The sequence below is a fragment of the Vibrio fortis genome, from assembly GCF_000695685.1.
Classification (GTDB): domain Bacteria; phylum Pseudomonadota; class Gammaproteobacteria; order Enterobacterales; family Vibrionaceae; genus Vibrio; species Vibrio fortis_A.
Map to the genome: position 1 here is coordinate 358,100 of NZ_JFFR01000033.1, position 12,713 is coordinate 370,812.

Sequence of the window (12,713 nt, forward strand, 5' to 3'; positions counted from 1 at the left end):
AATGGATACAGTAATGAATACATTGGTTGGCGTGATTGCGTTGATGCTGACTGGGCTTGGCATGATGTCGATGTTTGCACCTAAGAAAATGTTGGCAAATTTCTCTTTGGAGCCGATTGGTAAGGCGGGTATGAACACGATCCGCTCAGTAATGGGCGGCCTATTTTTGGCAAGCGTTTATATTATCGCGACTGGACTTCTTAATAACGACACCGATGGCTACTTCTTTGTTGCAGTGGTGATGTTGGCTGTCGCGGCCGGGCGAGTGGTCGGTCTGGTTCTGGATGGATTCGATAAAGCGGTCGTTCCGCCATTGGTTCTAGAGCTGGTGATCGCCTCTATCTTGCTTTTTGTGCACATGAAACATGGCGGCTTTTACTGAACAAGTTTCCGGTGACGAGTAATGTAAAAAATCCGAGTGTCGTTAAACACTCGGATTTTTTAATTAAGCTCGTTTTGCTTGTTAGCCAATCACTAGGAAGAAGATAGCGGTTGCGATGATGCCGATCAGTGCGTACGGGAACTGAGTTGTCGCGTGCTGCATTGATGTACAACCTGAGCCTTGTGCTGACAGAACCGTTGAATCACTGAAGAAACAAGAGTGGCTGCCCGCCGCTGATGCTGATAGTAGCGCCGCTACAGTAAGGTGCAGTGGTACGCCAAGCTGTTCACCAAGTGGCAATACGATTGGCATTGCTACAGCGAATGTACCCCATGATGATGCCGTTGCGAATACCAGCGCGCCAGTGATCATAAAGATGATCGCAGGGAAGTAAGATGCTGATAGGTAAGGGCTCACCGTTTCGATTACATACTGAGTTACACCCAGAGAGTCGTTAACCGATTTAAGCATAAAGCCGCCGATTACCGTTGCTAGTGGCAACAACATCACCTTGATACCGTCGTAGACCGCTTCGAACATGTCGTTCATCGAGATCAGACGCTGCACACCGTAGAAACAGATAGTGAAGATGATTGCGACAAACACACCGGCTAGTAGATCGATACCAAAGTACCAGCTCGCTGCAACTAATACTACCATTGGCAGTAGGAAGTTGATTAGGCCCATGGTTGGGTTAGTGTGTGCTGAGATGTCTGCGCCAAAGTCGATATCTGTTGCGCCATCTGGGCGAACTTGACCATTCTTCGCGCGCTCTTCAGCGACCTTCATTGCGCCTAGGTCAGGCAGTTTTTCCATTGCAACGAGAAGTACGATTGCTAATGTTACCCAGCCGTAAGCCATGTAAGGAATCGCTTCGATGTATGCTTTGATGCCTTGGCCAGCTTCAGCAACGCCATTCGCTTCAAGCAGTGAGCTAAAGAAGATTGCCCAAGTTGAAATCGGAACCAGAATACAGATAGGTGCCGCGGTCGAATCCACTAGGTAAGAGAGTTTCTCACGCGAAATGTTGTAGCCATCCGTGATCTTTTTCATTGAAGAGGAGATAGCAATCGCGTTTAGATAATCATCAATGAAGATCAGAATACCTAGGAAGAAGGTCATCAGCATAGATTGCTTACGGCTTTTAACCTTAGTCACCAGCATATCAGAGAAGCTTAAGATACTGCCACCCTTCTCAAGAATCGCAATTAAGCCGCCCATCAGACCACAAACAAGCACGATCCATGCAATTGTCTCGTTCATCATCACATCCATAGAGATGCCAACGATCTGCTCCACTGCTTCAGCTGGGTTTAGTAGTAACACACCTGCAATCGTGCCGCTAAACAGCGCTTCTACGGTGCGGTGCGTTGTCAGTGCGAACACCAACACCAGAGCCGTCGGAAGCAAACTCATCCACCCGTAAGCCTCTCCTTCTTGGTGGTTCAATCCGATTGCAGTGAAGAACACAAACGTCGCCACCACCAATAGGGATACCATGATGTGTTGAGTGTTGATCTTCAGCGGCGCGTCCAACGCCTTGGTTTGCGTAGTCATACGTATATTTCCTTTATTTATGCTGAGTGCAACATCCATTCGATTTCTAATGGGGTGATTTCGCGTTCAAAGTCGGCGAGTTCACTCCGTTTGCAAGCTAAATATAAATCGATAAAGTCTCTAGAGATGTACGGAGCCAGCTCACTGCGTTCTAGCTGGTCGAGTGCCTCTGACATACGCAGCGGTAGGTCAATTGCATCATCACTGAGGGCTTTAGGACATTGGTCTTTGGTATAGTTTTCACTCGCTAATACCGCGGAAAGTACTACTGCAGCGAGAATATAAGGGTTAACGTCAGCTCCTGCTATACGATGTTCTATTCGGCGATTCTTACTATCGCTGATGGGCACACGCATCGCAACACCACGGTGGTTTTCTCCCCAATCGGCTTTCGTAGGTACGTAAGCGCCAGGGACAAAACGGCGGTAAGAGTTTACGTTAGGACAAATCAATGCCATGGAATCGGATGTCTGAGCCAACATCGCGGCCATGGTTTGATAAAAGAGGTCACTGGCTTCGCCATCGGCTTGGCTAAAGTGATTGTTACCGAGTGCATCCACCAAGCTAAGGTGAATGTGCATGCCATTACCGGCTTGATCGCCAAATGGCTTAGCCATAAACGTGGCATCAAAACCGTGCTGGTGGGCAATCTGGCGGATAAGACGCTTAGCGATGATCACTTCATCACACGCTTTGAGCACGTCTTTTGAGTGGTTGAAGTTAATCTCAAACTGCCCCGGTGCGGATTCAGAGAGTGCACCAGAGGTATTTAACCCTTGTTCTTGGGCGACCTTGTTAAGATCGGAGAGAAAATCTGCGTAGTCATCGAGGCCGTCTAGGTCGTATACCTCGGTATCTTTCTCACGTGACTTTTTGGTTGGGTTAATGGCGGTTTGCAGAGCGCCCATCTCGCCACGTTTTTTGTCGATGAGGTAGAACTCAAGTTCTAAGGCAACGCATGGGTACTGATCTTTAGCGTGCAGTTTATCGAGCATGTCTTCGACGATATTACGAATGAATAGCGGACTTGGTTGCTCTGCTGTCTCATCCATCATACTTAACAGTATCTGGCCGACTGACTCTTTTGCTGTTGGCATCAATGTGTCAGCAACAGGGAAACAAATGTTATCCGGCTCGCCTAAGTCTTCACCCAACCCTGCGCTCTCTACCACATTGCCTTTAGTATCGAGAGTAATAGTAGACAGCGGTAGTGCCACCCCTTTAGTTAGCTTCTCTAGCGCATTGACTGGGATTCTTTTGCCTCTTGGTGTGGCATTGATATCGGTGAAAATGAGATCAACAAACTCGATGTTGGGCCATTTTTGTCGAAAATTTTTAACTTCCTGTAGATACGATTCCATTGAGTTCTCCAACTAGCCTCTGTACAGCAAATCTAAAGCAACAAAAAATAAACAACTGAGTTGTGTTGATAAGACTAAAGTCTAAAGATTTTGTTTTATTTGCTTAAAATACAATGGGTTATATTAATTTTCTTTCAAGTTGTAAATTTTATGAAAGATGTTTTTGTTAACTATTTTGTAACAGCCGATCGGTTTTTGCTCAATATAATGAGCAAAATTAGCCGTTTTTTTGACCAAAAAAGAGGCATTGGTCACGATTTGGTCAGAATATCGAACATCGGTGTTGATAATTTTGTACATGGTTTGTAGTGTGAGTGTTAAATAAATCGAGCACGGAAGTAACATGTCTACACAAAGCAAACCCATTATTGGAATTGTTAGCTGCGCGAAAGAGTTGGGTGGCTATCAAATACAAGCCGTTAATGACTTCTATCTAGCGGCAGTAAAAGACTTCGGCGGGTTGCCGCTGATGTTAGCGCCAGATATGTCGAGTGAAGATATCGAGCGAATCCTTGAGATGTGTGATGGCTTTTTATTTCCGGGCAGTCACTCGAATGTTGCGCCGCACCACTACAACGCGACGCATCAAGAGGCAAAGAAAGATGAAGCGCGCGACGAGCTCTCTTTTTCATTACTGCGTAAAGCGATTGATAAAGACATTCCATGTTTAGGGATCTGCCGTGGCTTTCAAGAGATGAATGTGGCGCTGGGTGGCTCGTTAAATCCGGCGGTTCACGATTCCGGCTTTAATGATCATCGAGAGATCCAAGTCGACGACTTTGAAGAGAAATACGCACCATCACATGCGGTACTAGTGCAAAAGCAGAGCCTTTTTGAAAAATGGCTGACAGAGAATCACTGGGAAACCACGGTCTTTTTTGAAGTGAACACCCTTCATAATCAAGGTGTTGACCAATTGGCTCCGCAACTGCAAGTGGAAGCGAAAGCCCCCGATGGTTTGGTGGAAGCATTCAGCCTTCCAGGGCAAAAATTCTTTGTTGGCGTGCAGTGGCACCCAGAATGGAAAGCGAAAACCAATCATTTCTCACAAATTTTGTTCAAAGAATTTATGATGGCTGCCTCTCTATAAGTTAGGAGCCAGATAAATGGACAATCAAGAGATTGGTAAAAATATTGTTCAGTTACGAAAAGAACATGGATTGTCACAACGAGAATTAGCCGAGCGAGCTGGCATTACACATAGTGCTATTTCCTCTATTGAGAACGCTAAGGTCAGCCCTTCAGTGAGCTCGTTGCAAAAAATAGTGAACGTTTTTTCTTTGTCGCTATCGGAGTTTTTCACCTTTGAAAAGCCAGCCAGTGATGAAGTAAAGGTTGTTGTTACCCCTGATGAGTTGGTGGAGATGGGCAGTGAGTCCGTTTCAATGAAGCTAGTCACCAACGGCAGTAAAGAGCAGGTCATCGGGTTTTTAATCGAAGAGTATGCCCCACATGGCACGACCGGTGCGGCAGAAATTAAGCATGAAGGCGAAGAGATCGGGACCATTCTTGAGGGTGAAATCACGCTTGAGTATAAGGACCAATCTTACGTCCTTAAACAAGGCGAGTCGTACGTCATTGATACAACTCAGCCGCATAAGTTTACAAATCACACAGACAAGGCTTGTCGAATGATAAGCGCGCATACGCCAACCACATTCTAAGTGGGCCTTGCCTTGTTGTGATAACAAGGAGAGCGTATGAAAACCCAGGAACAATGGATTGAATTACAAAACAGTCTAAACATCGAAAATCGAGCATTTATTAACGGCGAGTATACCCTTGCCATCAGCGGCCAAATGCTTGATGTCATCAACCCAGCAACGGACGAAACGCTTACAGAGATCGCTCGTTGCCAAGAAGAAGATGTTGATCTTGCGGTAACATGCGCTCGTCAAGCCTTTCAAGCAGGTGAATGGAGCAACAGCGCCCCATCTCATCGTAAAGCTGTCCTAAGCTTATTCGCTGATCTCATTGATGAGCACCGCGAAGAGCTAGCGTTACTAGAAACGCTCGATACCGGTAAACCTATTAACCACAGTGTTTCTACCGATATCCCCGGTGCAGCAGGCTCTTTGCGCTGGTACGCTGAAGCGATTGATAAAGTCTACGGTGAAGTCGCACCAACCGAAAAAGATGTTCACGCCTACATCTCTCATCAACCTATTGGTGTTGTCGCCGCTGTGGTTCCATGGAACTTCCCTCTATGGCTAGCCTGTTGGAAGCTCGGCCCTGCGCTCGCGGCTGGTAACAGTGTCATTCTAAAACCATCAGAAAAATCTTCTTTAACTGCGATCTTCCTTGGCAAGCTTGCTAATCAAGCGGGTCTTCCTCGTGGCGTATTCCAAGTCATCACTGGCTTTGGTCATGAAGCTGGGGATGCGCTAGCTAAACACCATGATGTTGATTGCATTGCCTTTACCGGTTCAACCCGAATCGCTGGTCAGTTAATGGTTCGTTCTGGTGAGACCAACCTAAAACGCGTCTTTGCAGAGGCGGGTGGTAAGAATGCCAATATTGTCTTTGAAGACTGTGACGATCTTGACCGCGCAGCCGCTGAAACGGCAGGTGGTTGCTTCTATAACCAAGGTGAAGTGTGTGTTGCAGCAACTCGATTGCTGGTTCATGAAAGCATTAAAGATCAGTTTGTTGAGAAGGTGATTGAAGCGTCTAAAGCCTTCACGCCAAAAGACCCAATGGACACCACTTGTTCTATGGGCGCGCTTATCGATCAAGTGCATAAAGCCCAAGTGTTGGAGTACATCCACCTTGGTCAAACTGAGGGTGCAACACTGCGCTGCGGTGGTGATGTCGATGGCAAAGGCGCGTTCGTTGAGCCAACCATTCTCGACAATGTAGACAATAAGATGCGTGTTGCGCAGGAAGAGATTTTTGGCCCTGTGTTGTGCGTGATTCCTTTCAAAGATGAGCAAGAGGCGATCGCCATTGCTAACGATTCTAAATATGGCCTAGGTGCCGCTCTTTGGAGCAGCAATATTAATCGTGTTCACCGTGTGGCTAAGCAGCTTCAAGCGGGTTCAGTCTGGGTCAATAACTACAACGAAGGTGACATGACTGTCCCATTTGGTGGATTCAAAATGAGTGGTAACGGCCGTGATAAGTCACTGCATGCCATTGAAAAATTTACAGAAACCAAAACGACTTGGATTCGCCTACACCCTTAAGCCTGCTGACGAATAACAAAGGAATAAAGCAATGAATAAGCATACGGACTCGTTTTACGCGCACTCAGTACCAAACATGCCAGATTTCCCACAACTTCAAGACAACATCGAGTGTGATGTATGTGTAGTTGGTGCCGGTTTCTCTGGTTTATCTTCAGCACTGCATCTGGCAGAGAAAGGCTTCAAAGTGGTGGTGCTAGAAAGTGCGAAAGTTGGTTTTGGCGCAACCGGTCGCAACGGCGGTCAGATCGTTAACAGCTACAGCCGAGATGTTGATGTGATTGAAAGCCGTTACGACCAACCCCAAGCTAAAGCTCTGTGTGACATGATCTTTGAAGGCGGTGACATCATTCGTGGCCTTATCGATAAGTACGATATCGAGTGTGATCATAAGCGCGGTGGCCTATTTACAGCACTAAACAAAAAGCAACTCGCTGGCCTAGAGCACCATAAGAAAAACTGGGAGCGCTACGGTAATGACCAACTGACTCTGCTTGATGCCAATGAGGTAGAAGCGGCAGTCGGTACTCAGGTTTACACTGGCGGTCTGCTCGATATGCGTGGTGGTCACATCCATCCGCTAAAATTGGCTCTCGGTGAAGCAGCAGCGTTTGTCTCTTTGGGTGGGCAGATTTTCGAACAGTCTGCAGTAACCTCGCTAGAGAAGGGCGTAAACCCTGTGGCTAGAACGGCTCAGGGCAGCGTGAAGTGCAAATATTTAGTACTGGCAGGTAACGCGTATCTTGGTGGTCTGGCGCCGAACATTAGCAACAAAGCGATTCCGTGTGGTACCCAAGTGGTGGCGACAGAGCCACTGACTGACGAGCAACTTAAGCAAGTACTGCCAAGCGACTACTGTGTTGAAGACTGTAATTACTTACTGGATTACTTCCGTCTAAGTGCTGATAAACGCCTGCTGTTTGGTGGTGGCGTAGTATATGGCGCTCGTGACCCAGAGAATATCGAAGCCTTGATTCGTCCTAAGCTAGAGAAAGTTTTCCCTCAATTGAAAGGGATTAAGATTGATTACACTTGGACGGGCAACTTCCTGCTAACTTACTCGCGTATGCCTCAGTTCGGCGCATTCGACGACAACATCTACTACCTACAAGGTTACAGCGGCCATGGTGTCACTTGTACTCACCTTGCAGGCAAACTATTGGCGGAAGCCTTAACCGGACACGCAGAGCGATTTGATGCTTTTGCAGCATTGAAGCACTATGCCTTCCCGGGCGGTCGCCACTTCCAAATCCCATTCACCGCAGTGGGTGCAGCGTATTACAACCTAAGAGACAAACTGGCTATCTAATCCAGACACAGATAAGGAACATCGAATGAGTAGAGTAGTGAAATTTGCAGCCTTACAACTGACTAAGAGCTGGGATCTGGAAGATAACCTAAATAAAGCCAAGCAGGCGATTCGTGAAGCAGCGAGCAACGGTGCCAACGTCATTCTGCCACAAGAGCTGTTTGCGTCGCCTTACTTCTGCAAGAAACAGGAAGCGAAATACTTCGAGTTGGCAGAAGAGACAGAAAACTGCTTACTGATTAAAGAGATGAGCGCTCTCGCTAAAGAGCTGGGTATCGTGATCCCGGTGAGCTACTTTGAAAAAGTGGGTAACACCTTCTTTAACTCGTTAGTGATGATCGATGCAGATGGCACGGTACTCGACAATTACCGCAAGTCACACATTCCAGATGGACCGGGTTACAGTGAAAAGTACTACTTCAGTCCTGGTGACACTGGCTTCAAGGTTTGGAAGACCAAGTTTGGCACCTTCGGTGCGGGCATCTGTTGGGATCAATGGTTCCCAGAACTGGCTCGCAGCTTAGCCTTGCATGGCGCAGAAGCAATCTTCTACCCAACCGCGATCGGTAGCGAGCCACAAGACCCAACCCTAGATTCACGTGACCATTGGCAACGCACGATGCAAGGCCATTCAGCGGCCAACTTGGTACCAGTAATCGCGTCAAACCGTGTGGGTACTGAGCTGGATGATGGTATTGAGACGACCTTCTACGGCTCATCTTTCATCACTGACCATACCGGTGGCAAGCTTGCTGAAGCGCCACGTGAAGGGGAAGCGATTATCTATGCAGAAGTCGATTTAGCGGCAACGGCTCAGGCTCGTCACTCGTGGGGGCTATTCCGTGACCGTCGACCAGATCTGTACGGCAGTGTATGTAAATTGGCGGTATAAGGGGGCACTATGCAGCTATCAACCACGCCTCGACAAGATGGCTTCTACTTTCCGGCTGAGTTTCAACCGGTGAGCGAAGTGTGGCTTGCTTGGCCAGAGCGAAAAGACAATTGGCGTGAACAAGCGCAGCCTGCACAGCAGACCTTTGCTCGCATTGCCAACGCGATTTCGGAAGTGACCAAGGTGTGCGTGGCAGTTAGCTGTAAACAGTTTGATAGAGCTCGCGCTTTGCTTCACTCCGATATTCGACTGGTCGAAATCCCGTACAACGATGCTTGGATGCGCGATATAGGTCCAACGGTGGTGGTGAACGAACAAGGCGTGCGCCGTGGTGTCAGCTGGCAGTTTAATGCATGGGGCGGGGATTACAACGGCCTGTATGACAACTGGCAGCAAGACGACTTAGTGGCGAGTTCAGTGTGTGACATCATCGGCCTTGACCACTATCGAGCTCCGTTTGTTCTGGAGGGAGGTGCCATTCATACCGACGGCGAAGGCACCCTGTATACCACGCAAGAGTGTTTGCTTAGCCCGGGGCGCAACCCTGAGATGAGTCAGCAACAGATAGAAGCGAGCCTTAAAGAGTATCTTGGTATCGATAAAGTTATCTGGCTACCAAAGGGGCTGTTTAACGACGAGACCGACGGTCACGTCGATAATCTGATGCACGTTATTGCGCCGGGTAAGGTGGTGCTGAGCTGGACTGACGATCCAAGTGACCCACAGTTCGAGCTATCACGCCAAGCAGAATATGCACTTAAGTCGCAGACCGATGCTCAAGGTAGAAGTATCGAAGTGATCCGCTTGCCGTTGCCGGGTCCCTTGCACTACAGCGAGGCTGAAGCCAACGGTGTCGATAAGAGTGAAGGCATGGTGCGTGATGCGGGAGAACGCCTAAGCGCCTCTTATGCAAACTTTCTTATCGTAAATGAGTATGTCTTTTTACCTCTGCTCGATGATACAACCGACTCGCAAGCGATCGAGATACTGCAACAGGCAATGCCTGAGCATCAGGTGATTGGGATCCCATCACGTGAAGTGTTATTGGGTGGTGGCAACATTCACTGCATTACCCAGCAGATCCCCGCTTAGCCATCATCAATTAAAATTACTAATAGCCGCGGATGACTGAATCAGTCAACAGAGAGCGGCATTGTTTAGCTGTCAAAAGGAATCACCATGCAACAAATTAACAACCAAACATTGCTGTCGTTTATGGTGTCGGACCAAGAGCAGGGCATTGCTGTCACTAACCCTGCTACTGGTGAAGTGTTGGGCTATGCCCCAGTCTCTTCAGAGCAAGCCATTTTAGATGGTGTTGAACGCGCAAGTGTTGCGCAAAAAGAGTGGGCGGCAATGCCAGCAAAAGCTCGCGCTGCTCTATTGAACAAGTGGTATCAACTGCTGCTTGAAAACAAAGAAGACCTTGGCCGTTTAATGACGCTAGAGCAAGGTAAGCCTCTAGCCGAAGCGCAGGGTGAAGTGCTCTATGGCGCGAGCTTTATTGAGTGGTTTGCTGAAGAAGCAAAGCGTACTTACGGCGAAACGATCCCTGCCCCAAGTGGTGATAAGCGCTTAGTTACGATTAAGCAGCCAATTGGTGTTGCATGTGCGATTACGCCGTGGAACTTCCCAATTGCAATGATCACTCGTAAAGCAGGGCCAGCACTGGCTGCGGGTTGCAGCTTCATCGTGAAGCCATCGGACTCGACCCCGCTGTCTGCGTTCGCTGTCGCAGAGCTGGCGTATCAAGCCGGCATTCCGCGCGATGTATTGCAGGTGACTTTGGGAGAAAGCTCTCGCCAGATCGGCGCGATTTTTACGTCACATCCACTGATTCGTAAGTTCTCGTTCACGGGCTCAACTCAAGTGGGTAGTGTTCTGATGCAGCAGAGTGCGCACGATATTAAACGCACCTCAATGGAACTGGGCGGCAACGCGCCATTTATCGTGTTTGATGACGCAGATATCGACGCAGCCGTAGCGGGTGCGATGGCATCTAAGTTCCGTAATGCAGGTCAAACGTGTGTGTGTGCGAACCGATTCTATGTTCACAGCAAAGTCTACGATGAGTTCGTGACTAAATTTGATGCAGCGGTTCAGCAGCTCAAGGTCGGCAATGGCTTAGACGAAGGCGTGAATATTGGACCTGTGATCAGCGAGTCAGCGAAAGCGGGCATCCAAGCTCTGATTGATGGTGCAATCGAGCAAGGAGCGCAGCCAGTTTCGGAAGTGCCGAATCTTGATGGTCTGTTCATGCAGCCGGTCGTACTCAAGAACGTAACTCACGACATGCACATTGTTTCGCAGGAGATCTTTGGCCCTGTCGCGCCTGTGATTGCATTCGATAACGATGAGCAATTGATTGAGATGGCTAACGACACTATCTACGGCCTCGCATCGTACTTCTACAGCCAAAACATCCACCGCGTCTGGAAGATCGCTGAAGCGCTCGAGTACGGCATGGTTGGCATTAATGAAGGCATGATTTCTACCGAAGTGGCTCCGTTCGGTGGGGTAAAACAGTCTGGTATCGGACGTGAAGGGGCAAAACAAGGTATCGATGAATACATGGACATCAAATATCTCTGCTTTGGCGGCAACTAATTTAAGGACAAAACAATGACTAACCAACAACTACACCAAAGAAGAAGCCAAGTAATCGCTCAAGGTATGGGCGCACTTTATCCACTTTACGTTGAGAAAGCAGAGAACGCCCATGTGTGGGACGTAGATGGTAACAAATACATCGATTTTGCTGCAGGCATTGCGGTAACCAATACCGGTCACTCAAACAAACGCATCAGTGAAGCAGTGAAAGCACAGCTGGACAACTTCTCTCATACCTGTGCGATGGTGACACCGTACGCTTCGTTTGTTGAACTGGCGGAAAAATTGACTGAACTTGCACCGGGCGATAGCGAAAAGAAAGCGATTTTCCTAACCACGGGTGCAGAGGCAGTAGAAAACGCAGTGAAAGTGGCACGTGCTCATACTGGTCGTAGTGGCGTTATCGCATTCAAAGGTGGGTTCCACGGTCGTACTAACATGACAATGGGTCTGACAGGTAAAGTTGCACCGTACAAAGCGGGCTTTGGTCCTTTCCCGAATGAGATCTTCCATGCACCATACCCAAATGCCTTCCATGGCGTGAGCACCGAGCAGAGCCTGCAAGCGCTTGAAGACCTGTTTGCATGTGATATCGAGCCATCACGCGTAGCGGCTATCATCTTTGAACCTGTGCAAGGCGAAGGGGGTTTCTACAAAGCGCCAGCTGAATTTGCACAAGGGCTACGTGAAGTGTGTGATAAGCACGGCATCATGCTCATTGCCGATGAAATCCAAACTGGCTTTGCGCGTACCGGTAAAATGTTTGCTACGGAATACCTAGGCATTGAACCAGATATGATGACTATGGCGAAAGGCATCGCAGGCGGTTTCCCTATCTCTGCTGTGGTAGGCAAATCGGATGTGATGGATTCGGCACTGCCGGGTGGCCTTGGTGGTACATACGCAGGTTCACCTCTGGGTTGTGTTGCAGGTCTTGAGGTCCTAAAAATTATTGAAGAAGAGCAGCTGTGTGCGAAAGCGATGGGCATTGGTGAGGTGGTTAATGCTCGCATGACTAAGCTTCAAGAGTCTGTACCTGCAATTGGTGAAATCCGTACTACGGGTGCGATGATGGCGATTGAGTTTGCTTGTCCTGAAACGGGCAAACCTCTGCAAGATCTCACCAAAGCCGTTATCAGCAAAGCACAAGAGAATGGCTTAATTCTGTTGTCTTGTGGAGTGAAAGCGAACGTAATCCGCTTATTGCCACCATTGACGATCGAGTCAGAAGTTCTTAGCGAAGGTTTGGATAAGCTTGAGAAGATCATTCTTGAAGTCGTGTAACTCAAGTTATTCATTTTAATTAAGAAAGAGCACCATTGAGTGCTCTTTTTTTGTGCGGATTTACAATGTAAATGGGACTTTTCACGAGTTGCCTAAGGTTTTTGGTTTGTAGAATCTCTTCGCTCGCTGAGCA

At 48.2% G+C, this 12,713-nt stretch carries 11 protein-coding genes; 9 read left to right on the top strand and 2 right to left on the bottom strand.

Annotated features, from left to right (window positions below; genetic code table 11):
* The first annotated feature begins 1 nt into the window (after nucleotide 1).
* A complete protein-coding gene (locus VFDL14_RS00280) occupies nucleotides 2-382 on the top strand; it encodes a DUF4345 family protein (RefSeq protein WP_032553779.1) in 381 nt (126 codons plus the stop codon).
* 81 nt (nucleotides 383-463) lie between these two features.
* On the opposite strand, the gene VFDL14_RS00275 is transcribed toward VFDL14_RS00280, so the two are convergent.
* Nucleotides 464-1,939 carry a Na+/H+ antiporter NhaC family protein gene (locus VFDL14_RS00275; protein ID WP_032553781.1) on the bottom strand — a complete coding sequence of 492 codons (1,476 nt, stop codon included), beginning with the start codon at nucleotides 1,937-1,939 and terminating at the stop codon, nucleotides 464-466.
* A 17-nt stretch (nucleotides 1,940-1,956) separates the two neighbouring features.
* Nucleotides 1,957-3,300, bottom strand: a complete 1,344-nt coding sequence (locus VFDL14_RS00270) for a glutamine synthetase family protein (RefSeq protein WP_032553783.1) — start codon at nucleotides 3,298-3,300, stop codon at nucleotides 1,957-1,959.
* A gap of 343 nt (nucleotides 3,301-3,643) precedes the next feature.
* On the opposite strand from VFDL14_RS00270, the gene VFDL14_RS00265 reads away from it, so the two are divergent.
* From VFDL14_RS00265 to gabT, 8 genes are all read left to right on the top strand, one after another.
* Entirely contained in the window at nucleotides 3,644-4,390 is a 747-nt protein-coding gene (locus VFDL14_RS00265; protein ID WP_032553786.1) for a gamma-glutamyl-gamma-aminobutyrate hydrolase family protein, read from the top strand.
* A gap of 16 nt (nucleotides 4,391-4,406) precedes the next feature.
* Nucleotides 4,407-4,964, top strand: a complete 558-nt coding sequence (gene puuR / locus VFDL14_RS00260) for an HTH-type transcriptional regulator PuuR (RefSeq protein WP_032553788.1) — start codon at nucleotides 4,407-4,409, stop codon at nucleotides 4,962-4,964.
* Nucleotides 4,965-5,000: 36 nt separating this feature from the next.
* Nucleotides 5,001-6,485, top strand: a complete 1,485-nt coding sequence (locus VFDL14_RS00255; protein WP_032553789.1) for an aldehyde dehydrogenase — start codon at nucleotides 5,001-5,003, stop codon at nucleotides 6,483-6,485.
* 31 nt (nucleotides 6,486-6,516) lie between these two features.
* Complete coding sequence (locus tag VFDL14_RS00250; RefSeq protein WP_032553791.1) at nucleotides 6,517-7,794, top strand: NAD(P)/FAD-dependent oxidoreductase; 1,278 nt, start codon at nucleotides 6,517-6,519, stop codon at nucleotides 7,792-7,794.
* 25 nt (nucleotides 7,795-7,819) lie between these two features.
* On the top strand, nucleotides 7,820-8,686 hold the full coding sequence (gene aguB, locus VFDL14_RS00245; protein ID WP_032553794.1) for an N-carbamoylputrescine amidase: 867 nt from the start codon (nucleotides 7,820-7,822) through the stop codon (nucleotides 8,684-8,686).
* A gap of 9 nt (nucleotides 8,687-8,695) precedes the next feature.
* A complete protein-coding gene (aguA, locus tag VFDL14_RS00240; protein WP_032553795.1) occupies nucleotides 8,696-9,778 on the top strand; it encodes an agmatine deiminase in 1,083 nt (360 codons plus the stop codon).
* Between the two features lie 87 nt (nucleotides 9,779-9,865).
* Nucleotides 9,866-11,293: an NAD-dependent succinate-semialdehyde dehydrogenase gene (locus VFDL14_RS0123590; protein ID WP_032553797.1), complete on the top strand. Its 1,428-nt coding sequence runs from the start codon at nucleotides 9,866-9,868 to the stop codon at nucleotides 11,291-11,293.
* Nucleotides 11,294-11,308: 15 nt separating this feature from the next.
* Nucleotides 11,309-12,580 (top strand): 4-aminobutyrate--2-oxoglutarate transaminase, encoded by a 1,272-nt coding sequence (gene gabT / locus VFDL14_RS00235; protein ID WP_032553799.1) that lies wholly within the window; start codon nucleotides 11,309-11,311, stop codon nucleotides 12,578-12,580.
* The last annotated feature ends 133 nt before the right edge of the window (nucleotides 12,581-12,713 follow it).

Coding starts and splice junctions, on each gene's coding strand:
- VFDL14_RS0123590 (WP_032553797.1), top strand. CDS start 9,866: ATGCAACAAATTAACAACCAAACATTGCTGTCGTTTATGGTGTCGGAC.
- VFDL14_RS00265 (WP_032553786.1), top strand. CDS start 3,644: ATGTCTACACAAAGCAAACCCATTATTGGAATTGTTAGCTGCGCGAAA.
- VFDL14_RS00280 (WP_032553779.1), top strand. CDS start 2: ATGGATACAGTAATGAATACATTGGTTGGCGTGATTGCGTTGATGCTG.
- VFDL14_RS00250 (WP_032553791.1), top strand. CDS start 6,517: ATGAATAAGCATACGGACTCGTTTTACGCGCACTCAGTACCAAACATG.
- VFDL14_RS00270 (WP_032553783.1), bottom strand. CDS start 3,300: ATGGAATCGTATCTACAGGAAGTTAAAAATTTTCGACAAAAATGGCCC.
- VFDL14_RS00275 (WP_032553781.1), bottom strand. CDS start 1,939: ATGACTACGCAAACCAAGGCGTTGGACGCGCCGCTGAAGATCAACACT.
- aguA (WP_032553795.1), top strand. CDS start 8,696: ATGCAGCTATCAACCACGCCTCGACAAGATGGCTTCTACTTTCCGGCT.
- puuR (WP_032553788.1), top strand. CDS start 4,407: ATGGACAATCAAGAGATTGGTAAAAATATTGTTCAGTTACGAAAAGAA.
- gabT (WP_032553799.1), top strand. CDS start 11,309: ATGACTAACCAACAACTACACCAAAGAAGAAGCCAAGTAATCGCTCAA.
- aguB (WP_032553794.1), top strand. CDS start 7,820: ATGAGTAGAGTAGTGAAATTTGCAGCCTTACAACTGACTAAGAGCTGG.
- VFDL14_RS00255 (WP_032553789.1), top strand. CDS start 5,001: ATGAAAACCCAGGAACAATGGATTGAATTACAAAACAGTCTAAACATC.